Below are 24,551 nucleotides of genomic sequence, written 5' to 3'. Positions count from 1 at the left end.
CTATATACAATGAAAAAATATTGGATAGGAATACTGTGGATGCTGACCTGTGTAAGTATGGGGGTGGCTCAGAAGACTGTGAAAGTGGCTTGTGTAGGAAACAGCGTTACCTACGGAACAGGCATCAAGAATCGTGAAACCGACTCGTATCCGGCGCAATTGCAGCGTTTGTTAGGCAAAGGATACGAGGTAGGCAGTTTCGGTAAACCGGGAGCGACGCTTTTGAATAAAGGGTACCGCCCATATACGCAGCAGGAAGAATACAGAAGGGCGGTCGAGTTTGCGGGCGACCGGGTGATCATTCATTTGGGACTAAACGATACCGATCCGAAGGCATGGCCGAACTATCGGGATGAATTTTTGCACGATTATCTGGCGTTGATCGATACGTTTCGCCGCGTCAATCCCGCATGCCGCATCTGGGTATGCCGGATGACGCCGATTGCGCACCGGCATCGCCGGTTTAAATCCGGTACGCGCGACTGGTACTGGATGATTCAGGAGAAAATCGAACAGGTGGCGCGATGGGCCGGCGTAGGACTGATCGATTTACAGGAGCCATTATACCATCGCCCCGATTTGTTGCCCGATGCTCTTCATCCCGATGAGGAAGGCGCGGGATTGCTGGCGAAGACCGTTTATCAGGCCGTGACAGGTGATTTCGGAGGACTGAAAATGCCTGCCGTCTATTCGGATAATATGGTATTGCAGCGTGATCGCGCGTTAACGATCGAGGGGACAGCCGATGCGGGAGAGACCGTCACCGTAAGCATCGCGAAGCAGACGAAGACAGCCCGGACTCCCGATAACGGACGATGGACGGTTACGCTCGACCCTATGCCCGCGCAGACAGGACTCGTGCTTACCGTCGCGACGCCTTCGCGCAAACTTACTTACAGGCAGGTGGCCGTCGGTGAAGTGTGGCTTTGCTCCGGACAGTCGAACATGGCGTTCCGAACATCGGAAGCCGACGCCGCGGAACGTGCGAAGCTGCTCGATTTCGCGCGGAAGAATCCGCAGATACGCTTCTTCGACATGAAACCTCGCTGGCATACCGGCGCGTCGGCATGGAGCAAGACCGCGCTCGACTCGTTGAATCACCTGCAATATTACCACGACACCCGATGGGAACCGTGTAACGAACAGACGGCCGACCGTTTCTCGGCCATTGCCATGGCTTTCGGCCGTATGCTCTCCGATAGCCTCGGAGTACCCGTGGGCTTGATCTCGAATGCCGTAGGCGGATCACCGGCCGAGGCGTGGATCGACCGGAAAACGGTGGAATTTGAATTTCCCGACCTCTTATACGACTGGACGAAGAACGATTTCATACAAGACTGGGTGCGTGAGCGTGCAACGTTGAACCTCAAAGAAGCGACGATCCCGTTGCAGCGGCATCCTTACGAGCCTTGTTATCTGTTCGAAGCAGGCATCGCGCCATTGGCACGTTATCCGCTCAAAGGAGTGCTGTGGTATCAAGGCGAATCGAACGCGCACAACTTGGAAGCATACAGTAAACTTTTTCCGATGCTGATAAACAGTTGGAGAAGCTATTGGAGAGAAACATTGCCTTTCTATTTCGTGCAATTATCGAGCCTGAACCGTCCGACTTGGGCGTGGTTTCGCGATACGCAGCGCCGTCTGGCCGAAGAAATTCCGTCGTGCGAAATGGCGGTGAGCAGCGATCGCGGAGACTCGCTCGATGTGCATCCCGGACGCAAGACTGACGTCGGCGAACGTCTGGCACGCATCGCGTTGAACCGCAGTTACGGACAATCGTCCGTCATTCCTTCGGGACCTTCATTCCTTTCAGCCACATTTAGTGAGCAAGCTGTCTGGCTTTCGTTCCGTTACGCTGAAGGATTGACAACATCCGACGGAAAACCGCTGTGTACGTTTGAATTGGCCGGCGAAGATGAACGTTTCTATCCGGCCGAGGCCGAAATTGTCGGGCATCGTCTCCGGCTACGTTCGCCGCAGGTATCACGTCCGCGGAAAGTACGTTACGGATGGCAGCCGTTTACGCGGGCCAACCTGATTAACGGAGCGGGATTGCCGGCTTCGACGTTTCAGGCCGTGATTGAATAAACAAGAAATGAATAAAATACATTATATCGTCTGTGTCGCGCTGGGGCTTGCGCTTTGGAGCGCGTGTCGGCACGGCGGCACGGACAAAAAAGAAGAAACGGAAATGATACAATGGAATCGTCTGCCCGATTTACCGGGCATGGAGGGGACAGCCTCGCTGGGCGTCTCCGCGCCTTTTACAGGAGTAACGGGAAACCGTCTGATTGTAGCCGGGGGATGCAACTTCCCCGATAAACCGGTGGCCGAAGGTGGCACCAAGCGATATTATGCCGAGATTTGGACGCTCGACTTGTCGGCCGACAGCACCCAATGGACAAACGCGGGTGTGTTGCCTCGTGCCGCGGCCTATGGCGCGAGCATCGGCACACCCTACGGAATCGTCTGTGCAGGAGGAAACGACAGCGAGTCCTCATTTACGGACGTCTTTTTACTTTCCGCGAACGACACCTCCAAAGCGTGTACTATCCGTCCTCTGCCGTCGCTTCCCGTGGCAATGGACAACTTCGCCGCGACGTATATGGACGGAAAAGTCTACGTAGCGGGAGGAAATGCGAACGGAACACCGTCTCATGCCTTCTATTGTCTCAATCTTTCCATACGAACGGATTCCGGTCGATGGGAAAAACTCCCCGATTTTCCCGGAGCGGCACGCGTACAGCCTGTTTTAGTGGCGCAACACTGCGGAAACGAGGAATATCGCCTCTATTTAGCCGGAGGATTTCAGCCCGGAACAACTGAGACTCCACCCCAAATCCCTGACGAAGTCCTCGCATTCTCGCCTCGCACCGGAACATGGGAAACGGAAACCGCTCTGCCCCCTTTGAGCGACGGCAATCCACGCACACTGACCGGAGGATGCGCCGTAGCTTGCGGCGACAGCGCCATGCTCTTCTTTGGCGGAGTAAATTATACGCGTTTCTTCGATGCGGTCGACCGCCCGCGCCAAATGGCTCTGGCCCGTGCCGCCAACGATACGCGACGGTTAGAGATATTGCAAAGCGAAGCGGCCGATTATCTCCGCCACCCGGTCGACTGGTACCGCTTCAACGACGAAGTGCTCCATTACGACGTGCGTTCACGTACCTGGAGCAATCGAGGCGCTTATGAAGCCGTGGCCCGTGCCGGAGCCGGCGCATTGTTCCACAATCATCGGTTGATTGTCGTGAACGGCGAAATCAAGCCCGGCATCCGTACGCCTCGCGTAAGCGTCGGAATGTTCTGAAAAAGCATCCTTCACCGTCCGACGGTGCGAGTGCAAACAGAATCTTGCACCTTTATCTCTCGGATACGATATGAGGGTGTGTCAAAACGCAATGTTTGGGCACACCCTCTTTAGATGTGTAAGAATGGGTAAAAAGCAAGGCGCTAAGGATGAAGGTGAGGGAGCATACTAAGGTATGTGACCGAGCTCTCATTCCGCAAGCAACGAAGCAGTTTGCCCGTTATGACACACCGCCGCTGTATATAAAACATACATCCCACCTTTCCGCCTTATATGATAAGACTGCTTCTCCGAATCATCTACCCTACAAATAGCCATTCAGCCTTGACAATGAATTAATTCAGGCTTTCAGCCCTTTGAATAAGATATATACATCGGAGACCCCACCCTTACGGGATAGGGCTGAAATATATCGGGCTTACAGCCCTCCCGGCAAGATATCGATATGGATAAGGATTGAAATATTAAGTTATTTAGTTGTTGGCTAAAAGCTAAACAAAGAATATCCGAATAACTAAACTTCAAAAAGACTGAATACTGACAGCTGAATACGCTAACAGCCCTGAAAGGGCCTATTAATTCAGCCCAATGCGAAGCGTTGGGAGAAAAAAAGTCCACCATCCCGGCAGAGGACTATAAGCCTGATATAATCTTCCATGTTACGTGTTAGAAAAGCAGAAAGATGATCAGATATAGATCGGTTGATCATAGTTGTTTTTTTCTATCATGAAATTTGAGTGAAGACTACTTCCCTAATAGACGCGACATTTACTTGAATAAATTCGTTTGTTAAAAATGAATTAGTGTTTTTTAGTTCGAAAAGCATGATGTGTAAAAACTGTATAGAAAGCATAGATCGAATTTATAATAAATCTTTTAGGTCTGTTTTGAATACATGTGGTTCGGCTGTAAATCGCTTCTTTTTTTTATAAAATATGTGATTATTTATTGAGACTACAAAATGAATTATAGAGAAAACAAGTTGAATGGTTAAGAAGATAAAATGATTTTAGTAGAATTGTTAATGAGGATAAGAAAAGAGAAGTTTATATGTTAAGAAGATAAAATAAGTATGGGCGAAGAGTTAATAAGAAGAGCAAAAGAGAAAATGAAGATAAGAAAAAAGAAGTCAAATTGTCAAAAAGGTAAAATAATTAGAAGGGAATTGTTAATGAGTAAGACAAAAGAGAAGTTAAGCAAGACAAAAAAGAAGTTGAACATAAGGAAAGAGAAATTGAAGATAGCAAAAGAGAAGTTTATATATTAAAAAGATAAAATGGCTTTAGCAGAATTGTTAATGAGGATAGCAACAATATAGTTGATAAGACGAACATTCTACTTGATTTGTTATAAAATATAAATGAGTAAGTGAACTGTGTTAATGAAAATACAAATATCATGCTTTATTTATTATAAATCATAAATGAGTATACGAATTGTGTTAATAAGTATAGGAACAATGTTGATGAAAATACAAATCCACTACTTAATCATACGAACATACTGTTTAATCATGGCAACTTTCTCTTTAATCTCGTCTATATATTGTTTAATCATCACAATCTATTTCTTGAACATGCGCATATTCTCTCTGAAAGGAAGTATTTGTTTAATCATTATAGGCATAAGTATTCCAATCTATCGAGAAATATATTTTATCTCTGCGATAAAATAAACGTTTTTAACAAAGCAATGAAAGCAGTTGAATACATTGTAAAGAAAAAAGATAGATACAGAACATCAAGAGCCTTTTTGGGTGCTATATCTCTCAATAATTAAATTGTAAAGAGTTTAATTGTTATATAACCAGATAGATATCATGTGAAATTAATGAGAAGTCAAAATATAAACTCAACTTTTATACCCCAAAAGAAATCTTTTTCTTTAATTTGCATTTAAGTGTTGCATTTATAGGCTGAAAATACTCAGTCGCTTATTTAAGATTGGGAAATTATAAATTTACTAATCTCATAAATAATAAGGTGTTTAGAATTTAGTTTATTAGTGGAGCAAAATAGTCTGATGTTTTTTTAAATATTTATGCTAAGATTGAGATATATAATAATATTGCTATGCATATTCTCTTTGCAATATTTATATGGACAAGCAAATCTCTTATTAATTCAAGGAAAATATGAAGAGTTAGATTCTATTCAATATTTAAACGACTTAAATGAAGCTGTTTTTCAATCTGTCATAAGAGATTTTGGCGAGCCATTAGAAAATCATATTAAACAAAGAACAAACTCGATAAGAAATGGAGTAAATGGTCAGACAATTAGATTTGTGTTGAATGTTGATATAGATACGACTAAATTAGATTCGGATATTTATGATTATTTAAAGATTGATACATCACGTAATAATTTCAATGTTTATTGTTTTGATAAGAATTATAAACCTGTATATTTTATTTTTTTTCATGAAGGTAAACTCGAATTTTATGGAGATTTTTTTCCAACTTTCTCTAAGCGATATTCAAAGAAAGTAAGATCGGCTTTAAGGGGAGTACTTAAAAAGAAACCGCTTTATTTGTTATATTGTGATTCTATGCCCAATATGATTTTATATGTCAAAGATGATAAGATATTCGTACATCGTGTCTTGCAAAATAAAGGATATCAGCTAAACGATTATGTGGCAAAACATAAAGATTCGAAGCGTTTTAACTGTATCGATTTGTTTTAACATTGCCTCTTAGGATTTTACGAATGGCATTTTTAGTCATCTCAGTAAAAAAAGAAACAAATGGAACGAAAATTTAGGATATGGTATGGGGGCGTTAGCAAATTTATCTGATGGCGTTGCACTTTTCAGAAGAAACGGACAAAATATTAAAGTCAACTCAGCAAAAACAACAAGAGTTGATGAATATGAAAATCCGAATGAGTGGTGGGGACATAGTTCCATTACCAATGAAAAAGGCAATTCATTATTATCTGTTGGACCTGATAGTCTTGTTGGAGAATCCACAAGTTTATCAAAACTTGGAAGAATTCTATCAAAGGTGCAGATAAGGGTGAGAAAATATATTTGGGCAAACAAGGTACTTGGTCTGTAGAGCTAAACAATGTCAGAACAATTACCATAAGTGAATATACGTCAGGAGTAACGTCTTGGGATTTATTTCTTATACTTCAAGAGTTTGATGGAGTGCAAAAGTTCCGAACATACACTTATTCCATCCACATTCTTTAAATGCTCAATTACTTATCAGACAATTAGGTGTTTATTCAAGTTTATACTTTTGTTAAATTCTATAAAAATCAAAACAATGAACAAGTTATTTATAATAATATGTTTGGAAATGTTAGTGCTTAGTTGTTCTCTTATTCACAAAAGTAGTTCTAATGATAATGGTATGAACAGACAACAAATACACGAATTACAGGTGCGTAACTTCTCGGAAATTCCAACAGATTTATTGGAAGATTTGGATAAAATGGGAATGGACAGTTCTTCAATACTCAACGAGTACGAGGGAAGATATCTCAATTTTATTTTTAAAATAGATACCAATAATTTTAACCTTGTAGGGAAAAAAGTCGGTTTCATAAGAAATAAAGCAGACTATTTTAAGCAGACACAAGAACGTTTTTATCACGACTCAACAACTGTTGGTGGAAGTGGCTTATATATTTTCAATACCATTCAAAAAGAGGAAAGTGGTAATTATGATGCGGCAATTGTGTATTGGAGTAAAAAATTACTTACGATAGAAGAGGTTGTTAAGAGGCTAAAAAGAAAAGATTAAGTGGTAAATTTATATTGGGTGTACCCATATTTGTTTTATGCTCAAATGTATTTGTGGAGTAGGGGAATAAAAGCTGATTTATACTTGTATTATTTAAGAAATTCATATAGAAATAATGAACACACTAATTTTTATTTTGTTAGCTATGCTAACTTCTTCGAATAAACTAGAGGCTCAATTACCTCAAACGTCGATAATTGAAGGTGATGTATATATATATATATGATTACGCGATGAAAAAGCATAATCAAGCACATATCGGATTTATCGTTATAAATAATGACTTGATTGTTCAAGACATTTCTTTTACAGTAAATTTCTCAAAAGGTAAAGTGAAAAATGTATGTAGAAGAGATCATATAGTAACAAAGATGCTTCGATATTCAAAAAGAGAAGACGGTAATATCTTGACTGAAAGAAATGCGTTTTTATGCTATAACAGTGAGAATTTTATTCGCAGGGGAAAACAAATACCAGACTATATTTATAAAATGATTTCCTCGTCTTTTTTGGAAATGACCAATAAGGAACGATTGAATATGTTAAATGAACTTTCAATGTAAAATAGCAGGTGTGGACTCTGAAAATTTATGCTTTTGTAGTCTCAACTAATGAATGAAATCTTTTTCTTTAATTTGCATTGAAGTGTTGCATTTAATATCAAGTATAATGCTGTGATTGAAGTGCTTATTGAGAAACAGTAAAAAGAGTAAATGGAATTATGTTAAGAGCTATTATATACAGAACTATAAATCCAGATACAAGCAAACTCAGGAACATACGTCTGTCTAAAATTTTTAATGATATGAAATTTCGTCATTTATTTATATGTGCTATTGTCCTGACATTGAGTTGTCCCTCATTTTCTCAATACACAGTTATTAATAATCAGGATGCGATGATTTATACTCCGATGCAAATTGAGCAATTGAATGAGAGAACCTGTCAATTGCTCCGTAAGTCAAGAAGTAAATTAATTACCGATAGTATATACGTGTACAATATATACTATTTTCAAACATTCAGGAAGTTAACCAAGAAAGATTTTCTGGATGAGTTTTTTTTCAAAAAACTTAATTTGCAATCCTTATATGAAAAAGATAAGGATGGAAATAGTTTCCCTTTATCTCGATCTATAATTCTCAATAAACAAGATAAGTTCATCGGTGTAAGTTGGATTCATTATTTTACAAAATCAAATGAATGTAGCCCTTTTGTTTATATTTGGGAATTACCTGTCATCCGAGAAAAAGAAAAAAGAAATATCATGTGTTATTTTCAAATTATTGATATGCCTTGTCGTGAAAGTGTTATTTTCGGTAGGACATACAAAAATGAAATTATAGTCTTTCATCAAAAGAAATCAGAATCAATAAAAATAACGACAATAAAAGAGTTTATTGAGAAATATTGGAGTGAGTATTTTGATTAATATGCAAGTTATTGAAAGTTTTAGATGCAGTTTCAAGTAGCAAATGCAACTTTTTTCTTTAATTTGTGTTGCACTTGTGCGTTGAAACGATACATTTTTATTTATCCGTTTTAATATGAAAGCGATAAGATTATATATTGGTTTGTGCATGTTTTTAGGCTTTAATGCACTTGTATCATCCCAGGGTGTAAGTATTGAATTATCGGCAAAATGGGTCGAAGGATACGATATTTTCAAGAAAGATTCGATCATATACTTTCCTGAACTAATGATCACGTATAGAAATATATCGGATACGAGTTTTTATTTTCAGAAAGTCTCGGATAGTCGTTATGGATTACCCATTTTACCAAGAGAGGTAGGATTGTTACAATACCCGATTGAAGAGTATTTCAATCATTATTTTAAAAGGGCGAAAATGCATGGTGATTATACAGGTAAACATTATAAAGTAAAAATTGGAGAAAGTTCGTTCTTTAAGATGTGGAATGTTATAAATGATACGTCCAATATAGAAAGTGAAGAAGATGTAGATGTGACAAACTCTGATTTGTGCTATATATATGAATACATGTATCGTGAGAATTACGAGCAAATGGATACTCGTGACGAGTTCAAATTGTATTACACGATATCGGATATGGTACCGGAGGCCATATTAACTAAGTACAAAGACAAATTTGTTTTTTTGAAACCGGGAGAGAGCTATACGGATACGTATAACCTTATCGGATTTAAATTGTTAAAAGGGTCTTTTACTTTCTATATACGTCCACATTTGCCGCCTTATGTCTATACTGCTCCGATTTGGGACAGTCATCAATCGCAATACGTTGAAGGAAAGGCCTTATTACCTCGAATCGTGGGTGGGTATACATTATATTCCGGCAATTTTTACTCTAATAAAATAACAATGACCTTTTAAACATAGTCGATTGATAAAGTTTGTTTTGTGCTCAGTATCCGTTTGGGAAATTTATTTCTATTTTTGTGTAGTTTCAAGTAGCGAATGCAACTATTAACGGAATCGGCAGGCATTGATTTCTCCGGACAAAGGAAGAGAAAACACTTCTCTATCCTTTGTTCTGAAGGAATAAAATCTCAATCGACAGCCGGGGGCACGTTCTTGAATTCCTCTTACCGTTTTGATGTGGTAAAGGGGAATCTGACTTATCGGAAAGATAACCGGAGGAACAAACAGGAAAACTTTACGTACGACAATCTGAATCGTCTGAAAACGTATGGAGGCATCGTTATGGATTATGACCCGAAAGGGAATATTACGAAAAAAGGCGATGTGGGTACATTCCATTATCAGACGCCGCATAAGCCGTACGCTCTCTCCGGTGCGGATATAGGCACAAATAAAGTAGTCCCTCCGAGAGAGCTGTCGATAAGATATACTTCATTTGATCGACCTCTCCTGATCATTATAAAACTTTTATTCGATTTGAGCCTTGAAATATAATGAAGAAAAATGAATACTTTTTGTACCACAGCTGCCTTTCTGAAATTGACTCAAGTAATTCTTGTTCTATGTATGTGGATGATATAAAAAATAAGACGGAGATTCTCAGTCTATATTATCAATCTTTTAAGTTCCCCGATTATTTTGGATTTAATTGGGATGCGTTGACGGATTCTTTGTGTTATTTAGATGCTTGGTTGTTAGAAAAAAAGATTATTGTCATTCATAAGAAACTTCCTCAGCTAGGAGAAAAAGATTTTAAAATCTATATTTCTGTACTATACGATGTGTGTGAATTTTGGGCAAAACATCCCGATGTCTTAGAGTTTAAGGTCTATTTTCCTATTGAATACAAAAGTATTATTCAAGAAATTCTGAGAAATATAAATTCTCGTTTTGGATAGATAGCGGTGTGGTTTCAACTAATGAATGAAATCTTTTTCTTTAATTTGCGTTCAAGTGTTGCATTTGTGCGTTGAAACGATACATTTTTATTTGTCCGTTTTAATATGAAAGCGATAAGGTTATATATTGGTTTGTGCATGTTTTTAGGCTTTAATGCACTTGTATCATCACAGAGTGTAAGTATTGAATTATCGGCAAAATGGATCAAAGGATACGATATTTTCAAGAAAGATTCGATCATATACTTTCCTGAACTAATGATCACGTATAGAAATATATCAGATACGAGTTTTTATTTTCAGAAAGTCTCGGATAGTCGTTATAGATTACCCTCTTTGCCTGCAGCTGGGTTATTACAATACCCAATTGAAGAATTTTTGAATCCTAATTATTTCAAAAGGGCAAAAATGCATGGTGATTACACAGGTGAACATTACAAAGTAGAAATTGGAGATAATTTATTTTCTAAAGGTTGGATTGCTATAAATGACACATGTAATATAGAAGTTGAACACGAAATTGACGTGATAAACTCTGCATTGCAGAATATTTATGAATATATATATCGTGAGAATTACAAGCCAATGGATGCTCGCGACGAGTTCAAATTGTATTACACGATATCGGATATGGCGCCGGAGGTCATATTAACTAAGTATAAAAACAAATTTGTTTTTTTGAAACCGGGAGAGAGCTATACGGATACGTATAATCTTATCGGATTTAAATTGTTAAAAGGCTCTTTTACTTTCTATGTACGTCCACATTTGCCGCCCTATGTCTATACTGCTCCGATTTGGGACAGTCATCAATCGCAATATGCTGAAAGAAAGGTTTTATTACCTCAAATCGTGGGAGGATATACATTATATTCCGGCAATTTTTACTCTAATAAAATAACAATTACCTTTTAAATTCGCTGTCGTCAATAAAACAAATATGCATATGAAGCAAGACAATCCGTTGGTAATTATTTATGCACTATGTTTTATGCTAATACTCTTTTTGATATCTGCATGCAAAGAGCCATATAGAGAGTATTTTATAGGTAGGTGGACCTCGTCCGATTATGAAACGGAATTGTATATAAATTCTGATAGTTCTTTTATTGCTAAGAATTTTATTATTAATACAGTTGATGATAAAACCAAAAGAATAGATGGAAAAGGTATTTGGAGAGTATTTAAGTTTAATAATGCTTTTAGATTAGAACTTATCTTTTATGAGCCGGAAATAGATTGCAATATATATTTTGACCATAGAGATAATACGTATAAAAAACAATTGCACGGTGAAGAGTTATTTATCGAAAGACAAGTGTTTTTCGGATTAAATAAACCTTGGTATTGTTATCAAGCAATAGGAAATGAAGGTAATGAAAAGAGATTGGTCTTTAAAAAAGATTAGGCCTTCCAGTGATATAGAGATGTGTGGATTATCCTTAAGTTATAAATTCACTCGTTTAACCAGTCTTCATTTAAGAACAATATTTCTGAATGCTTTTAGATAGTATCAACATCAAATATAAATATTCGCCTTGGTCTTGGTGATGTATCTATCGAGAAAAGAGTTTCATTTCGTGTATATAACATAGCGTTTGAGAAATTTATTTCTATTTTTGCGTCATCAAAAAAAGACGGATAAGATGTATTTGCTTGTATTGATTCAGAATAACGACGAAACACCGTTGGCGTTGTTTGAACGGATAGAGGATGGGCGAAAATTTGTGCAATCCATCCCCGGTTATCGGAGGTGGGAAGAGGTATCGGACGATGCGCGATGGGAATACGAGGCTTTCAGCCCTGCGGGATTGCCTGATTATATGGAACTTTCGTATAACGGAAACCGTGTGCCGATTACGAAGTTTATGTTCCGCGACGAAGACGATGTGGAGATTATCTGGCGCGAGATTCCTTCTCTCGATCAACCCGGTCAGGGACTTGTAGACAGTCAGACGCTTGTCGATGCGTACGTCATAGGAAATCATGAGTTGAAAGCGTATATCACCAAAAGGGAAGACACGTTCCGGCGGGTGAAAACGCTTCTTGAAAAGCGAGGCTATCGGGTAGACCGTTCGTTTCATGGTTCGGAAGACGGCGAAGCGATCGTCTACCAAAACAACGAAGGCGGCGATTGGCATTTCCTGATGCACATGGACCCGTCTTTTGTCGATCAGGCTCCTGTTGAGGAAGAAGCCTTCGAGAAATGGCTCGACGCGTCTTTGTGATAATGCCCGATTCTTTCTATCTTTGCCCGAATGAAAACGCGTCGTAAAGAAACAGAAACGCACGAAAAGAATCATCGGATACACCGTATTTCGTTTTTGCTCAACGAAGACGAGTATAAGGCCGTGGAACGTCATCTGTCGAAATACAAGATTACGAACAAATCGAACTGGTATCGGAAGACGATTCTGAGCCATGTCCTCCGTGTGATGGAAGAAGATTATCCGACGCTTTTCAACGAAAACGAAATGCGCCGGTAATGAACTTGTTCGATGACGTGTATTTTATGAAGCAGGCGCTGCTCGAAGCGCGCGAGGCGGCCTCGGAAGGAGAAGTGCCGGTGGGAGCCGTGATTGTTTGCGGCGACCGGATCATTGCGCGTGCCCACAATCAGACGGAACGACTGAACGACCCGACGGCGCACGCCGAGATGCTTGCCGTAACGTCGGCAACGTCGGCATTAGGCGCGAAGTACCTGACGGATTGCCGGCTGTATGTGACCGTCGAGCCGTGTGTGATGTGCGCGGGAGCCATCGGATGGGCGCAACTGGCCGTAGTCGTTTACGGTACGCCGGACGAGAAACGCGGCTTTTCACGCTATGCTCCGCAGGCTTTCCATCCCAAAACGGAAGTGCGCGGCGGAGTTCTGGAAGAAGAATGCGCGGCCGAGATGCAGGCTTTCTTCCGTAAGCGCCGATAACGTTTCCCCTTCAACCGATCCGCATCACGGCGGCTTCGAACTCGTTTTTATCTCCGACGGCTTTATTGCGCACCTTACTCCGGTAGTTGTAAATCGTTGTCAACGAGTATTGCAGAAACTCGGCGATGCGTGTGCTGTCCGTAATGCCGAGGCGGATCAGGGCGAAGATGCGCAGTTCGGTATTGAGCAGGTCGCCCGGTTTGGGAGTGATGCGGTCTTTCTCGTTCAGCAGCTTGTTGAAGTCGGTCACGAAGTGGGGGAAAAGACTGAGGAACGTATGATCAAATTCGTTATAAAACTCTTTGCGCTCCGCCTCGATAAACTCGTCCGATTTGATGGCCCTGAAAAGTTCTTCGAGCTTGGAGGTTGAAGCCAGCTTCGTCAACCTTCGGCGGTAGTGGTCGAGCTTGTCGATATACGCCGAGCAGCGGTTAATGTATTGTGCGATATATTCTTCCTTAATCAGGTTGGTTTCTTTGAGGGTGTTGTTGATGGTTTGCAGTTGCCGGTTGGCATCGGCCAGCGCCTGTCGAGCCACGGCCAGCTTCTTCATCTGTCGATAGACGTAGATAATGGCGGCGACCAGACAAAGAGCCAGCAGGCTGACGCTGGCAAGCAGCAGGGTGATGGTACGTTGTTTCCGTTCGCTTCTCAGACGGTACGCCTTGTCGATGACGGGGAAGATTTCGGCCACTTCGATGGTGCGTGAGCGGGCGTTGCACGACTGAGCATCTTCGAGCGAACATTTCATGTACTCGTAAGCGCGGTCGATGTCGCCATCCTCATACAGCAGGAAAGCGAGTTTGCGCAGCGAGATATATTCTCTTACCGATGTCTTCAGATCGGCAATGGCTGAAAGGGTCAGGTAGTATTTCTGGTTCTCGCGATCGCCTTTCAGGGCGTATGCTTCGGAGAGCGTGTAAGCCAGAAAACGCATGCGCTCGGTGTTGCGGCATGTGTCGGTCACCGGTTTCAGCATGGCGATGGTCGCATCAAACTGCCCGTGAGTGTTGAAGCGATCGGCCTCGACGATCAGGGTGTTTATCTCTCCATGGGGCATAATGAACAGCAGCGAGTCGCGGTAGCGGTCGGCAGACTGCTGATAGGCGTTCTTCTCGTCGTTCGTCAGCGCGTAGTCCGCCATGTGTCCGTAAAGTGTACGGCTGTGATGGAAATAGCTTTGCAGCAGATCGCCCGAGAACGCATGACGGGGGATTTGATTCAGCGCGTCGAGGGCTTCCTTATACATCCCTGTGACGGTCATCACCCCGACACGGTTCAGTTGTGCCCGGTAACGGAAAGCGTCGTCGGGCAATTGCCGGAGGAGACGTTCGCTCTCAAGGACATATCTCAGCGCCGAATCGGTTTGGTAGACGATGTACGTTTCGTACAGCCGGCAGCACCATTCGAACCGTTCCTGATCCGAAACGGCTTGCCGGAGCTTGTTTCTCAAGCTGTCGATTTCCTTTTCCTTCTCGATATGATAGCGACCTCGATCGCTGATCATACGGTCTAAATGCTTCAACCGACCGCTATGCTCGGCCAAAGAACCTGCCGCTTGCACGAGATGCGTCAGGCAGCATAAAGGCAGGATGATCTGTAAAAATCGTCTCATGTGCATCAGGGGCTGTCAAATTTCATCTGTAAAAGTAAGAACTTTTTGGGATATATGCCCGAAAGGCAGCGAAAAAAAAGACAGTTAACCCTTTTCGTTTCATTCGGAAGAACGTTTCCCGAGCAGCAGGGTTAGTACGATGGCCAGGATGGAGACGGCGCTTGTGATCACGCCCCCTTCCGGTCCGAATGCTCCGCCGCTAAGCCATTCTTTCCCTTCAACGAGGCTCGAAGAGAAGAGGCTTGTCTCCAGGATGTTCATTCCGCTCACAGGCATACCGTACAAATTACCCTGACTGAAGTTCCAGACCGAATGGATGGCACATACGCCCCATATATTGCCGGTTTTGAGCATGTATACCGCAAGGAAAACACCATATAGCACGAGATTGACGAACGCTAAAAGACCAAAACCGCTGTTAAAGAGATGCAGCGCAGAAAAGGTGAAGGAACTGATCAGGATCGCGGTAATGGCGGGCAGCCGTGTCGACAGACTCATCATAAAGTAACCGCGTGTCAGGATTTCTTCCTGAGCGCCTTGAATAACAAACCCGAAGAAGAAAAGAAAAAGCATGGCGAGGCTTGCTTTGCTGTTCAGCCCGTCGAACGTGACGGAGCCGGTAGCGATAAGCGCCAAGTACACCGTACTGAAAAAGACGAATCCGACGGCTATTCCCCTCAAATAATGTATCCATGCGTCTCTACGGACAAATCCCATCGAGAATAAGCTGCGTCCTTCGGCAAAACGACAGTAGAGCACAACGACAAGCGCGCTAAGCGCACAACTGAACAGAATGATCAACTTTTCGGTATCCATCGCCGAGTCACCGGGGGCGTTGGCATCTTTCAGCAGCAGGAAAAGAACGTATGGGAGAATCGTAGGGAGCAGTGAGGCGATGTAAATGCCGATAAAAATGGGTATCTGCAACAATGGGTGTGGTTTGAACCGGCTTTCCCGGGCTGCCGCGACGAGCGGATGATCGTTCAAATGGAGTCGAATCATAAGGATAAATTATGATGTTTATGAGTTATAATACATTTGTTTATTGTTTATTTGAGCAAGTCGGGACGTAGTCGTTCCGTACGTTCCTGTGCTTGTTGGAGACGCCAGTCGGCGATTTTACGTTCGTGGCCAGAGAGCAAAATATCGGGCACCTTCCAGCCTTTGTATTCCGCCGGTCGCGTATAGACGGGTGGCGCAAGCAGTCCGTCCTGAAACGAATCGGAGAGCGCGCTCTGTTCGTCGCCGATGACTCCCGGTATGAGCCGGATCGTCGCGTCGGCGATGATGGCTGCCGCCAACTCGCCCCCTGTCAGTACGTAGTCGCCGACCGAAATTTCCAGGGTGATCAGGTGTTCACGTATGCGGTAATCGATCCCCTTGTAATGCCCGCAAAGAATAATGATGTTTTGCTGCAGCGACAGGCGGTTGGCCATCGGCTGATCAAACATTTTTCCGTCAGGCGAAGTATAGATCACCTCGTCGTAATCGCGTGCGGCTTTGAGCGTCGTGATCGCGCGGTCGACCGGTTCGATCTGCATTACCATGCCGGCTTCTCCTCCGAACGGGTAATCGTCTACCCGTCGCCATTTGTTCGTTGTGTAGTCTCGCAGGTTATGCAGGTGTATCTCTGCAAGCTGCTTGTCCTGCGCTCTCTTCAGAATGGAGCAGTTCATGCAGCCGTCAATCATTTCGGGGAGTACGGTCAGAATATCTATTCGCATTATAAAAAATTTTGGGATACAGGCGCTTCCTGATGCCGTCGGGCATGTTCGGTTACCGACCTGTAGACGGCAAAGGTACGAAAAAATGGCGGTTGGCGATTGGCGGTTGCCTATTAATTTTTATCTTTGCACATCTTTTTTTGAGAAAAACTCATACGTAGAAATGAATATATCATATAATTGGTTAAAAGAATATTTGCCGTTTGATCTGACTCCCGACGAAGTGGCGGAGGCGCTGACTTCGATCGGTCTTGAGACCGGCAGTGTGGAAGAGGTACAGTCGATCAAGGGGGGACTGGCCGGACTGGTGATCGGTGAAGTGTTGACATGTACGGAGCATCCCAATTCGGATCATCTTCATCTGACGACGGTTGATGTCGGTTCCGGCGAACCGTTGCCCATCGTCTGCGGTGCTCCGAATGTGGCGGCAGGGCAGAAAGTGGTGGTAGCGACGGTCGGTACGAAGCTGTATCACGGCGACGAAGAGTTTATCATCAAAAAAAGTAAAATACGCGGTGAGGTCTCGTTGGGCATGATTTGTGCTGCGGACGAGATCGGTGTCGGCAACGATCATGCGGGAATCATCGTCCTTCCGGCCGACGCGCGGGTCGGTATGCCTGCCGCAGAATATTACCGTGTGGAGAGCGATTACGTGCTCGAGGTGGATATTACTCCCAACCGCGTAGATGCGACGTCGCACTATGGTGTGGCACGCGATCTGGCAGCCTACCTTAAGCAAAAGGGACAGCCTGCCGAGTTAAGACTCCCTTCGGTCGAAGCGTTTCAGGTTGACGATCCGTCGCCGTCTATTACTGTCGAGGTGGCTAATACGGAGGCCTGCCCGCGCTATTCGGGACTGACGATCCGCGGGGTGACCGTCGGAGAAAGTCCGGACTGGCTGAAGAACCGTTTGTCCGCCATCGGCTTGCGTCCGATCAATAACGTGGTAGACGTAACGAACTTCGTGTTGCATGAAACGGGGCAACCGCTGCACGCGTTCGATGCGTCTAAAATCAAAGGAAATAAAGTCGTGGTACGTACCGAGCCGGAAGGTGCGAAGTTTGTAACGCTCGATGGAGTGGAACGTACCTTGACCGCAAATGATCTGATGATCTGTGATACGGAGAAGGCTATGTGTATCGGCGGCGTGTTCGGCGGGCTGGATTCCGGGGTGGCGGAGCAAACGACCGATGTATTCCTTGAGTCTGCCTGCTTTCATCCGACATGGATCCGCAAAACAGCGCGGCGCTTCGGCTTAAATACAGATGCATCGTTTCGTTTCGAACGCGGTTTAGACCCGAACCGGACGCTCTATGTGCTTAAACGTGCGGCATTGCTGATTCAGGAAGTGGCCGGAGGGAAGATCGTCGGGGAGGTACAGGATGTCTATCCGACGAAAGCAGAACCGTATCCGGTCGAGATTACGTACCGGAAGATCAATACGGTAATTGGGAAGGAAATTCCCGCGGAAACGGTGAAAAGTATTTTGTCGTCGCTTGAAATGGAGATTGTCTCGGAGACGGCTGAAGGATTGTCGTTACGTGTGCCGGTATATCGTATCGATGTACGCCGCGATGTCGATGTGATCGAGGATATTCTTCGTATTTACGGATATAATCATGTGGGATTCAGTGAACACCTGCAATCGACTTTGAGCTATCAGGCGCCGGCCGATCGCAGCTACCGCATGGAGACGTTGATCTCGGAGCAGCTCTGCGGGGCAGGCTTCCATGAGATTATGAATAACTCACTGACGCGACGCGGGTATTATGAAGAGTTGACCTCGCTACCGGCCGACGGATGTGTGGCATTGATGAATCCGCTCAGCGCCGACCTGAATGTGATGCGTCGGACATTGCTGTTCGGAGGTTTGCAAAGTATCGCGTACAATTTGAATCATAAACAAAAACAGATTCGCTTTTTTGAGTTCGGCAATTGCTATGCTTATCAGCCCGCCGAGAAAAAGGAGGGCGAGGCCTTGTCCGGATTGAGTGAAGAATACCGACTGGGCTTATGGATGAGTGGTTATAGATTGGAAAACAGCTGGATGCATGCTGACGAGAAGACTTCGGTCTATGAACTCAAAGCGCATGTCGAAAATATCTTGCGACGTCTGGGCGTGAACATGAAAAAGCTCACGTGGAGCACTTTTTCGAATGATATTTATACGTCGGGCATGACCATTGGCTCGGCTTCGGGACGCACGCTCGGTACGTTCGGTGTAATCAGCCGGAAGATATTGAAGAAGATGGATATCGACGATGAAGTGTATTTTGCCGAGTTGTTGTGGTCGACCCTGATGAAGGAAACACGAAAGGCCGAAACAGTGTTTGTCGAGATTCCGAAATTTCCGGAAGTGAAGCGTGATTTGGCCTTGCTCGTCGATCAGTCCGTGACGTTTGAGGAGATTGAGCGGATCGCTTTCGAAACGGAGCGTAAGTTGCTGAAAAAAGTTACCCTGTTCGATGTGTACGAAGGCTCGAAGCTGTTGCCGGGGAAAAAATCGTATGCCGTCAGTTTCTACCTGCAAGATGCGGAAAAGACGCTTAACGACAAGCAAATTGATGGTATTATGGCACGCCTGCAAAAGAATTTGGAAGAGAAATTGGGCGCGCAGTTAAGATAAAAACAAATCAAAAAAAAGGATATAAGCTATGGGAAGAGCATTTGAGTTCCGCAAGGCGCGGAAATTTAAACGTTGGGGAAATATGGCCCGCGTATTCACGAAGCTGGGAAAAGAAATCACCATCGCCGTTAAGGCCGGTGGCCCTGAGCCGGAAAATAACCCGCGTCTTCGTGTGTTGATACAGACAGCGAAGAAGGAAAATATGCCGAAAGAAAATGTCGATCGTGCCATTAAAAAAGCCAGCTCGAAAGACTATACCGATTATAAAGAGATGAACTATGAAGGCTACGGACCTTTCGGGATTGCGATTTTTGTGGAAACGGCAACCGATAACACGACGCGTACCGTGGCCAACGTCCGCAGCTATTTCAATAAGGCCGGCGGATCGCTGGGCACAAGCGGATCGTTGGAGTTTCTTTTCGATCATAAATGTGTGTTTCATATCACCAAAAAGGAAGGAATGTCACTGGATGAGTTGGAGTTGGAACTGATTGATTTTGGAGTGGACGAAGTTTATGAAGAGGAAGACGAAGTTGTGCTTTATGGAGATTTCTCTCAAAATTCGGCCATTCAGAAATACCTCGAAGAGAATGGCTACGAGATTACAACGAGCGAATTCCTTCGTATTCCGAACGACGTGAAAGAAGTGACTCCCGAGCAGCGTGAGAGTATCGAAAAGCTGATTGAGAAACTGGAAGAAGACGAAGACGTCCAGAATGTTTTTCATAACATGAAGGAGATCGACGAGTAAGCGCTTTAGAAGAAGTCGTATGTATGGCGGGGACTATCACATTCCGCTGGAGAATGTTTATATAGCCCCGTAATCCATGCGATTAATACGTCTTTACGGTTCCAAAAAACGATGCAGAGAATCTGTTTCCTGAAACCGTGATAACTTGATGAATACACAATAAACCACTTGAGTCATAGCAGCTGATTACCACGCTTCATCCTTTCGATTTTTATTTCTACCTTTGCCACAAAAAAAACAAAAGAATAATATGAAACCAACATTATTTGTGCTGGCGGCCGGCATGGGAAGCCGCTACGGAGGATTGAAACAGTTAGACGGTTTAGGGCCTAATGGCGAGACGATTATGGATTATTCGATATTCGATGCGATTCGTGGCGGATTCGGAAAAGTGGTCTTTGTCATACGGAAAGATTTTGAGGCCGACTTCCGGTCGAAAATTTTGTCCAAATACGAGAATCATATCCCGGTGGAAGTCGTTTTCCAGTCGTCCGACAAATTGCCGGAAGGTTTCACTTGTCCTCCTGAACGCACGAAGCCGTGGGGCACGAATCACGCGGTCATGATGGGTAAGGAGGTTATTCGGGAACCGTTTGCGGTGATTAATGCCGACGATTTTTACGGGCGTGACAGTTTTGCGGTCATCGGTGAGGAATTGTCGAAATCGGAAGGAAAAGAAAATACGTATTGCATGGTTGGTTTTCGTGTAGGCAATACCCTGAGCGAAAGCGGGTCAGTGGCGCGTGGCGTTTGCGAAACGAACGAGGAGAACTATCTCACGTCGGTCGTGGAGCGCACAGCGATCGAGCGCATTGACGGCAAGATTCAGTTCACGGACGAGCACGGGCAGATCATTACGTTGGAAGAGAATACGCCGGTATCGATGAATATGTGGGGCTTTACACCCGATTATTTTGCGTATTCGGAAGCGTTCTTCAAAGAGTTTCTGAAAGAAAATATCGACAATCCGAAAGCCGAATATTTTATTCCGTTGATGGTTAACGAGTTGATCACAAATGGAAAGGCGCGTGTTAAAGTATTGGATACGACATCGAAATGGTTTGGTGTAACGTATGCGGCTGATCGTCAAGGAGTGGTTGATAAGATTCAAGCACTGATCGATGCGGGCGAATATCCCGCTCAGTTGTTCGGTTGAACCGGATGCAGGCCGGAATGGTTATATCAGTGGAATATTGCAGAAGAATCGGAATGAAAAAAATAATCCATATCGCTTGGGTATGCGGCTTGTGTCTGTTCGGTGCGATACGTCTTCAGGCGCAGGAAAAGGAAACCATGGTACTGATTGATACCGACAAAGGTAAAATCACCGTCAGATTATATAACGAGACTCCGCAACATCGCGACAATTTTATCAAGTTAGTGAATAAGCATCAGTACGATGGTCTGCTGTTTCACCGGGTGATCAAGCAGTTTATGATTCAGGCGGGGGATGTGACATCGAAAGATGCGCCGCCCGAGAAGAAGCTTGGCGACGGTGATCTGGGATATACTATTCCGGCTGAGATCGTCTATCCGAAATATTTTCATAAACGCGGGCAGCTGGCAGCAGCACGTACGGGCGACGATGTCAATCCCGAACGCGCCTCGTCGGCTTCGCAGTTTTATATCGTGACAGGCAAGTTCTTTACTTCCATGGAGCTGGATAAGATGGAACGTGAAAAAAACATACAACTCACCCCCGAACAGCGCGAGGCTTACATGACGGAAGGAGGCGCTCCGCATCTCGACGGTGCTTATACCGTCTTCGGCGAGGTGGTAAAAGGCATGAAAGTGGTCGATAAAATTCAGTTCGTACCGACCGACACGAACGACCGTCCGTTGAAAAATATCGCGATACGGTCTATGAAAATCCTTGACGAATGAGACTATGAAACGGTACGGATATCTGATTGCAGGGTTGCTTCTTTGGGGTTGTGTGAGCGGATTCGCGCAAGCTCCGGCAACGTCCGATATCCGTCTGACTGTTCCCGATGGGTATGTGAGAGGGGTCTTAGACGGCAAAGATACGATTCCATTGGTTCGCTTGCCGCATGTGTACGTCTTCCCCGAGCTGAAATTCCGGAACGAGAAGGAGCGGCAGAAATACAATAAACTTGTGCGTGATGTCAAACGCACACTTCCTTACGCTAAACTGATCTACGAGACGTTGATCGAAACATACGAGTACATCGAAACCCTTCCGGACGAGAAGACAAAGAAAGCGCACCTCAAACGGATGGAAAAAGAACTGTTCAACGAGTATAAACCCGAACTGAAAAAGATGAGCCTCTCGCAGGGCAAGTTGTTGATCAGGCTTGTCGACCGCGAATGCAATCAGACGAGCTATGAGTTGGCCAAGGCTTTTCTCGGCAGTTTTCGTGCCGGTTTTTGGAATATTTTTGCCGGTATGTTTGGGGCCAGCCTGAAATCGGAGTACGATCCCCAAGGCAAAGACGCCATGACCGAACGTGTAGTTTTGTTAGTGGAGTGCGGGGCGATCTAACTGCTTGAATATCTCCCATAGTACCATCCCTGTCGCAACAGATACATTCAGCGAGTGTTTCGTGCCACATTGAGGAATTTCGATACACATATCGCAGGTATCAACCACAGCTTGTCGCACCCCTTTTACCTCATGTCCTACAACAATTGCATATTTTTGATTGATATCAAGTGAAAGGTCTTGAAGAGAAATACTTCCTTCAGCCTGTTCGAGCGCACAAAGCATATATCCTTGCCGCTTAAGTTCAGCAACGGCATCGGCCGTATCCTTATAGTAACGCCATTCGACCGTTTCTTCAGCTCCTAATGCCGTTTTATGAATCTCCGCATTCGGAGGCGTCGCCGTAATGCCACACAGGTAAACGGCCTCCATACGAAATGCGTCGGCTGTACGGAATACGGAGCCTACATTGTTCAGGCTTCTTACTTCATCAAGTACTACTACCACAGGCAGTTTAGCGACGGTTTTATATTCATCGGCCGTCAGACGATTCAGTTCGGTTATTTTCAATTTGCGCATAAATCGAATATTTGAGGGACAAAGAAAAACGCTTTTTTAGGAACGAAAAAGAGAGGCTGCATCCAAATCATCTTTGTGTCCAGCCTCTCCGGTATATTCGGAAACGGATGAGATGCAAGTATCTCCCGTTTATGACGCACATTCTTTGATAATGTCTATCAGCTCACGGCCTAACGCATCGGCTTCCTCCATCGTATGTGCCTCTGCATAGATACGGATAATCGGCTCCGTATTACTCTTGCGCAGATGTACCCATTTATCGGGGAAGTCGATCTTTACTCCGTCAATATCGGTAAGGTCGTACTGCGAGAATTTTTCTTTTACCTTAGCCAGTATGGCGTCCACATCAATCGACGGACTCAGGTCTACGCGTTGCTTTGAAATGAAATAGTTGGGGTATGTAGCTCGCAATTCGCTTGCTTTCATCTTTTTCTTTGCCAGATGAGTAAGGAACAATGCGATTCCGATAAGCGCGTCGCGCCCGTAATGACTGGCAGGGTAAATCACGCCGCCGTTGCCCTCTCCTCCGATCACGGCATTTGTTTCTTTCATCTTCGATACGACATTCACTTCGCCGACGGCTGCCGCATGATATTCCATACCGTGTTTGCGGGTAACATCACGCAACGCCCGGCTCGAGCTCAGGTTGCTCACCGTATTGCCCGGCGTATGTGAAAGCACATAGTCGCTGACGGCGACCAGCGTGTATTCTTCACCAAACATATCACCGTTTTCACAGACAATGGCCAGGCGGTCTACATCGGGGTCGACTGCGAAGCCTACATTGGCTTTGGCCTGCTTCGTCAATTGCGCAAGCTCGGTCAGATGTTCCGGAATGGGTTCGGGATTATGCGAAAAATTCCCGTGCGGATTACAGTGTAATTTGCAAATTTCCTTGATCCCTAACGCATACAGCAGCTCGGGGATAACGATGCCGCCGACCGAATTGACACAGTCGATGGCGACGCGGAAATTGGCTGCACGAATCGCTTCGACATCGACTAATTCAAGTCCGAGCACATGCTTAATATGGCGTTCCTTGTAGCGGTTGTCCGTAATTACTTTACCTAACGCATCGACCGGAGCAAATGTGAAATCTTCGGCTTCGGCGATCCGTAGAACCTCGCCCCCCTCTTCGGCATTGAGAAATTCTCCTCTTTCATTCAGCAGTTTCAAGGCGTTCCACTGCTTAGGATTGTGGCTGGCCGTCAGGATAATTCCGCCACAAGCTTGTTCCATCGTTACGGCCAGTTCGGTGGTAGGTGTCGTAGCCAGATCGATATCGACCACATCGAAGCCCATTCCCGTCAAGGTTCCAATCACGATGTTTTTTACCATCAGTCCCGACATACGGGCATCCCGCCCTACGACAATCCGGTTCGTCGTTACCGATGTGTTTTTACGAATAAACGTGGCATAAGCCGCCGTAAATTTTACGATAGCCAACGGATTAAGTCCGTCGTCCGGTGCACCGCCGATCGTCCCGCGGATACCGGAAATCGATTTAATCAATGTCATT

General features: G+C 44.4%; 26 protein-coding genes. 21 read left to right on the top strand and 5 right to left on the bottom strand.

Features of this window, described 5'->3' with window-relative positions:
- Window positions 1-9 precede the first annotated feature (9 nt).
- From ACTTKA_RS04935 to ACTTKA_RS04860, 16 genes are all read left to right on the top strand, one after another.
- Window positions 10-2,088 (top strand): GDSL-type esterase/lipase family protein, encoded by a 2,079-nt coding sequence (locus ACTTKA_RS04935; RefSeq protein ID WP_442724198.1) that lies wholly within the window; start codon window positions 10-12, stop codon window positions 2,086-2,088.
- Window positions 2,089-2,095: 7 nt separating this feature from the next.
- Window positions 2,096-3,310 carry a cyclically-permuted mutarotase family protein gene (locus ACTTKA_RS04930; RefSeq protein ID WP_442724197.1) on the top strand — a complete coding sequence of 405 codons (1,215 nt, stop codon included), beginning with the start codon at window positions 2,096-2,098 and terminating at the stop codon, window positions 3,308-3,310.
- A 1,072-nt stretch (window positions 3,311-4,382) separates the two neighbouring features.
- Window positions 4,383-4,577 (top strand): hypothetical protein, encoded by a 195-nt coding sequence (locus ACTTKA_RS04925; protein ID WP_442724196.1) that lies wholly within the window; start codon window positions 4,383-4,385, stop codon window positions 4,575-4,577.
- An 818-nt stretch (window positions 4,578-5,395) separates the two neighbouring features.
- The gene (locus ACTTKA_RS04920) at window positions 5,396-5,998 is read left to right on the top strand and encodes a hypothetical protein (RefSeq protein WP_442724195.1); all 603 of its coding nucleotides are present in this window, start codon (window positions 5,396-5,398) and stop codon (window positions 5,996-5,998) included.
- A gap of 85 nt (window positions 5,999-6,083) precedes the next feature.
- Complete coding sequence (locus ACTTKA_RS04915) at window positions 6,084-6,371, top strand: hypothetical protein (RefSeq protein WP_442724194.1); 288 nt, start codon at window positions 6,084-6,086, stop codon at window positions 6,369-6,371.
- Window positions 6,372-6,584: 213 nt separating this feature from the next.
- Window positions 6,585-7,064, top strand: a complete 480-nt coding sequence (locus tag ACTTKA_RS04910) for a hypothetical protein (protein WP_442724193.1) — start codon at window positions 6,585-6,587, stop codon at window positions 7,062-7,064.
- Between the two features lie 233 nt (window positions 7,065-7,297).
- Window positions 7,298-7,627, top strand: a complete 330-nt coding sequence (locus tag ACTTKA_RS04905) for a hypothetical protein (RefSeq protein ID WP_442724192.1) — start codon at window positions 7,298-7,300, stop codon at window positions 7,625-7,627.
- A gap of 158 nt (window positions 7,628-7,785) precedes the next feature.
- Window positions 7,786-8,496 carry a hypothetical protein gene (locus tag ACTTKA_RS04900; protein ID WP_442724191.1) on the top strand — a complete coding sequence of 237 codons (711 nt, stop codon included), beginning with the start codon at window positions 7,786-7,788 and terminating at the stop codon, window positions 8,494-8,496.
- Between the two features lie 115 nt (window positions 8,497-8,611).
- On the top strand, window positions 8,612-9,421 hold the full coding sequence (locus ACTTKA_RS04895; RefSeq protein ID WP_442724190.1) for a hypothetical protein: 810 nt from the start codon (window positions 8,612-8,614) through the stop codon (window positions 9,419-9,421).
- 225 nt (window positions 9,422-9,646) lie between these two features.
- Window positions 9,647-9,964 carry a hypothetical protein gene (locus ACTTKA_RS04890; RefSeq protein WP_442724189.1) on the top strand — a complete coding sequence of 106 codons (318 nt, stop codon included), beginning with the start codon at window positions 9,647-9,649 and terminating at the stop codon, window positions 9,962-9,964.
- The gene (locus ACTTKA_RS04885) at window positions 9,964-10,368 is read left to right on the top strand and encodes a barstar family protein (protein WP_442724188.1); all 405 of its coding nucleotides are present in this window, start codon (window positions 9,964-9,966) and stop codon (window positions 10,366-10,368) included. Before ACTTKA_RS04890 ends, ACTTKA_RS04885 begins: the two co-directional genes overlap by 1 nt.
- A 105-nt stretch (window positions 10,369-10,473) precedes the next feature.
- Window positions 10,474-11,283 (top strand): hypothetical protein, encoded by an 810-nt coding sequence (locus ACTTKA_RS04880; RefSeq protein ID WP_442724187.1) that lies wholly within the window; start codon window positions 10,474-10,476, stop codon window positions 11,281-11,283.
- Between the two features lie 31 nt (window positions 11,284-11,314).
- The gene (locus ACTTKA_RS04875) at window positions 11,315-11,776 is read left to right on the top strand and encodes a hypothetical protein (protein WP_314695331.1); all 462 of its coding nucleotides are present in this window, start codon (window positions 11,315-11,317) and stop codon (window positions 11,774-11,776) included.
- 238 nt (window positions 11,777-12,014) lie between these two features.
- Window positions 12,015-12,596, top strand: a complete 582-nt coding sequence (locus ACTTKA_RS04870; RefSeq protein ID WP_442724186.1) for a hypothetical protein — start codon at window positions 12,015-12,017, stop codon at window positions 12,594-12,596.
- Between the two features lie 30 nt (window positions 12,597-12,626).
- The gene (locus tag ACTTKA_RS04865; RefSeq protein WP_014225205.1) at window positions 12,627-12,854 is read left to right on the top strand and encodes a hypothetical protein; all 228 of its coding nucleotides are present in this window, start codon (window positions 12,627-12,629) and stop codon (window positions 12,852-12,854) included.
- Window positions 12,854-13,294 (top strand): nucleoside deaminase, encoded by a 441-nt coding sequence (locus ACTTKA_RS04860; RefSeq protein ID WP_442724185.1) that lies wholly within the window; start codon window positions 12,854-12,856, stop codon window positions 13,292-13,294. Before ACTTKA_RS04865 ends, ACTTKA_RS04860 begins: the two co-directional genes overlap by 1 nt.
- A 10-nt stretch (window positions 13,295-13,304) precedes the next feature.
- On the opposite strand, the gene ACTTKA_RS04855 is transcribed toward ACTTKA_RS04860, so the two are convergent.
- From ACTTKA_RS04855 to trmD, 3 genes are all read right to left on the bottom strand, one after another.
- Window positions 13,305-14,915, bottom strand: a complete 1,611-nt coding sequence (locus ACTTKA_RS04855) for a DUF6377 domain-containing protein (RefSeq protein WP_442724184.1) — start codon at window positions 14,913-14,915, stop codon at window positions 13,305-13,307.
- 93 nt (window positions 14,916-15,008) lie between these two features.
- Window positions 15,009-15,911, bottom strand: coding sequence for a CPBP family intramembrane glutamic endopeptidase (locus tag ACTTKA_RS04850; protein WP_442724183.1), 903 nt, complete (start codon window positions 15,909-15,911; stop codon window positions 15,009-15,011).
- A 47-nt stretch (window positions 15,912-15,958) separates the two neighbouring features.
- Window positions 15,959-16,633 carry a tRNA (guanosine(37)-N1)-methyltransferase TrmD gene (gene trmD, locus ACTTKA_RS04845; RefSeq protein WP_442724182.1) on the bottom strand — a complete coding sequence of 225 codons (675 nt, stop codon included), beginning with the start codon at window positions 16,631-16,633 and terminating at the stop codon, window positions 15,959-15,961.
- Window positions 16,634-16,796: 163 nt separating this feature from the next.
- On the opposite strand from trmD, the gene pheT reads away from it, so the two are divergent.
- From pheT to ACTTKA_RS04820, 5 genes are all read left to right on the top strand, one after another.
- A complete protein-coding gene (gene pheT, locus ACTTKA_RS04840; protein ID WP_442724181.1) occupies window positions 16,797-19,259 on the top strand; it encodes a phenylalanine--tRNA ligase subunit beta in 2,463 nt (820 codons plus the stop codon).
- Between the two features lie 28 nt (window positions 19,260-19,287).
- Entirely contained in the window at window positions 19,288-20,010 is a 723-nt protein-coding gene (locus tag ACTTKA_RS04835) for a YebC/PmpR family DNA-binding transcriptional regulator (protein WP_014225212.1), read from the top strand.
- Between the two features lie 250 nt (window positions 20,011-20,260).
- Entirely contained in the window at window positions 20,261-21,166 is a 906-nt protein-coding gene (locus ACTTKA_RS04830; protein WP_442724180.1) for a nucleotidyltransferase, read from the top strand.
- 53 nt (window positions 21,167-21,219) lie between these two features.
- Complete coding sequence (locus tag ACTTKA_RS04825) at window positions 21,220-21,894, top strand: peptidylprolyl isomerase (protein ID WP_442724179.1); 675 nt, start codon at window positions 21,220-21,222, stop codon at window positions 21,892-21,894.
- Window positions 21,895-21,898: 4 nt separating this feature from the next.
- Window positions 21,899-22,513, top strand: coding sequence for a DUF4294 domain-containing protein (locus tag ACTTKA_RS04820; RefSeq protein WP_442724178.1), 615 nt, complete (start codon window positions 21,899-21,901; stop codon window positions 22,511-22,513).
- Here ACTTKA_RS04820 and ACTTKA_RS04815 read toward each other — a convergent pair.
- The gene (locus ACTTKA_RS04815; RefSeq protein WP_442714174.1) at window positions 22,490-23,032 is read right to left on the bottom strand and encodes an RNA methyltransferase; all 543 of its coding nucleotides are present in this window, start codon (window positions 23,030-23,032) and stop codon (window positions 22,490-22,492) included. The two genes, ACTTKA_RS04820 and ACTTKA_RS04815, sit on opposite strands and share 24 nt — an antisense overlap.
- Window positions 23,033-23,161: 129 nt before the next feature.
- Window positions 23,162-24,550, bottom strand: coding sequence for a phosphoglucosamine mutase (gene glmM, locus ACTTKA_RS04810; RefSeq protein WP_442724177.1), 1,389 nt, complete (start codon window positions 24,548-24,550; stop codon window positions 23,162-23,164).
- Between the last annotated feature and the right edge of the window lies 1 nt (window position 24,551).

It is taken from the genome of Tannerella sp. (assembly GCF_052170195.1).
GTDB lineage: Bacteria > Bacteroidota > Bacteroidia > Bacteroidales > Tannerellaceae > Tannerella.
This window is presented reverse-complemented; position numbering and strand designations above follow the sequence as displayed.

Excerpts from the sequence above, each read along its gene's own strand:
- ACTTKA_RS04935 (WP_442724198.1), top strand. The coding sequence starts at position 10 with ATGAAAAAATATTGGATAGGAATACTGTGGATGCTGACCTGTGTAAGT.
- ACTTKA_RS04930 (WP_442724197.1), top strand. The coding sequence starts at position 2,096 with ATGAATAAAATACATTATATCGTCTGTGTCGCGCTGGGGCTTGCGCTT.
- ACTTKA_RS04925 (WP_442724196.1), top strand. The coding sequence starts at position 4,383 with ATGGGCGAAGAGTTAATAAGAAGAGCAAAAGAGAAAATGAAGATAAGA.
- ACTTKA_RS04915 (WP_442724194.1), top strand. The coding sequence starts at position 6,084 with ATGGGGGCGTTAGCAAATTTATCTGATGGCGTTGCACTTTTCAGAAGA.
- ACTTKA_RS04910 (WP_442724193.1), top strand. The coding sequence starts at position 6,585 with ATGAACAAGTTATTTATAATAATATGTTTGGAAATGTTAGTGCTTAGT.
- ACTTKA_RS04905 (WP_442724192.1), top strand. The coding sequence starts at position 7,298 with ATGAAAAAGCATAATCAAGCACATATCGGATTTATCGTTATAAATAAT.
- ACTTKA_RS04900 (WP_442724191.1), top strand. The coding sequence starts at position 7,786 with ATGTTAAGAGCTATTATATACAGAACTATAAATCCAGATACAAGCAAA.
- ACTTKA_RS04895 (WP_442724190.1), top strand. The coding sequence starts at position 8,612 with ATGAAAGCGATAAGATTATATATTGGTTTGTGCATGTTTTTAGGCTTT.
- ACTTKA_RS04885 (WP_442724188.1), top strand. The coding sequence starts at position 9,964 with ATGAAGAAAAATGAATACTTTTTGTACCACAGCTGCCTTTCTGAAATT.
- ACTTKA_RS04880 (WP_442724187.1), top strand. The coding sequence starts at position 10,474 with ATGAAAGCGATAAGGTTATATATTGGTTTGTGCATGTTTTTAGGCTTT.
- ACTTKA_RS04875 (WP_314695331.1), top strand. The coding sequence starts at position 11,315 with ATGAAGCAAGACAATCCGTTGGTAATTATTTATGCACTATGTTTTATG.
- ACTTKA_RS04870 (WP_442724186.1), top strand. The coding sequence starts at position 12,015 with ATGTATTTGCTTGTATTGATTCAGAATAACGACGAAACACCGTTGGCG.
- ACTTKA_RS04865 (WP_014225205.1), top strand. The coding sequence starts at position 12,627 with ATGAAAACGCGTCGTAAAGAAACAGAAACGCACGAAAAGAATCATCGG.
- ACTTKA_RS04860 (WP_442724185.1), top strand. The coding sequence starts at position 12,854 with ATGAACTTGTTCGATGACGTGTATTTTATGAAGCAGGCGCTGCTCGAA.
- ACTTKA_RS04855 (WP_442724184.1), bottom strand. The coding sequence starts at position 14,915 with ATGCACATGAGACGATTTTTACAGATCATCCTGCCTTTATGCTGCCTG.
- ACTTKA_RS04850 (WP_442724183.1), bottom strand. The coding sequence starts at position 15,911 with ATGATTCGACTCCATTTGAACGATCATCCGCTCGTCGCGGCAGCCCGG.
- trmD (WP_442724182.1), bottom strand. The coding sequence starts at position 16,633 with ATGCGAATAGATATTCTGACCGTACTCCCCGAAATGATTGACGGCTGC.
- pheT (WP_442724181.1), top strand. The coding sequence starts at position 16,797 with ATGAATATATCATATAATTGGTTAAAAGAATATTTGCCGTTTGATCTG.
- ACTTKA_RS04835 (WP_014225212.1), top strand. The coding sequence starts at position 19,288 with ATGGGAAGAGCATTTGAGTTCCGCAAGGCGCGGAAATTTAAACGTTGG.
- ACTTKA_RS04830 (WP_442724180.1), top strand. The coding sequence starts at position 20,261 with ATGAAACCAACATTATTTGTGCTGGCGGCCGGCATGGGAAGCCGCTAC.
- ACTTKA_RS04825 (WP_442724179.1), top strand. The coding sequence starts at position 21,220 with ATGAAAAAAATAATCCATATCGCTTGGGTATGCGGCTTGTGTCTGTTC.
- ACTTKA_RS04820 (WP_442724178.1), top strand. The coding sequence starts at position 21,899 with ATGAAACGGTACGGATATCTGATTGCAGGGTTGCTTCTTTGGGGTTGT.
- ACTTKA_RS04815 (WP_442714174.1), bottom strand. The coding sequence starts at position 23,032 with ATGCGCAAATTGAAAATAACCGAACTGAATCGTCTGACGGCCGATGAA.
- glmM (WP_442724177.1), bottom strand. The coding sequence starts at position 24,550 with ATGACATTGATTAAATCGATTTCCGGTATCCGCGGGACGATCGGCGGT.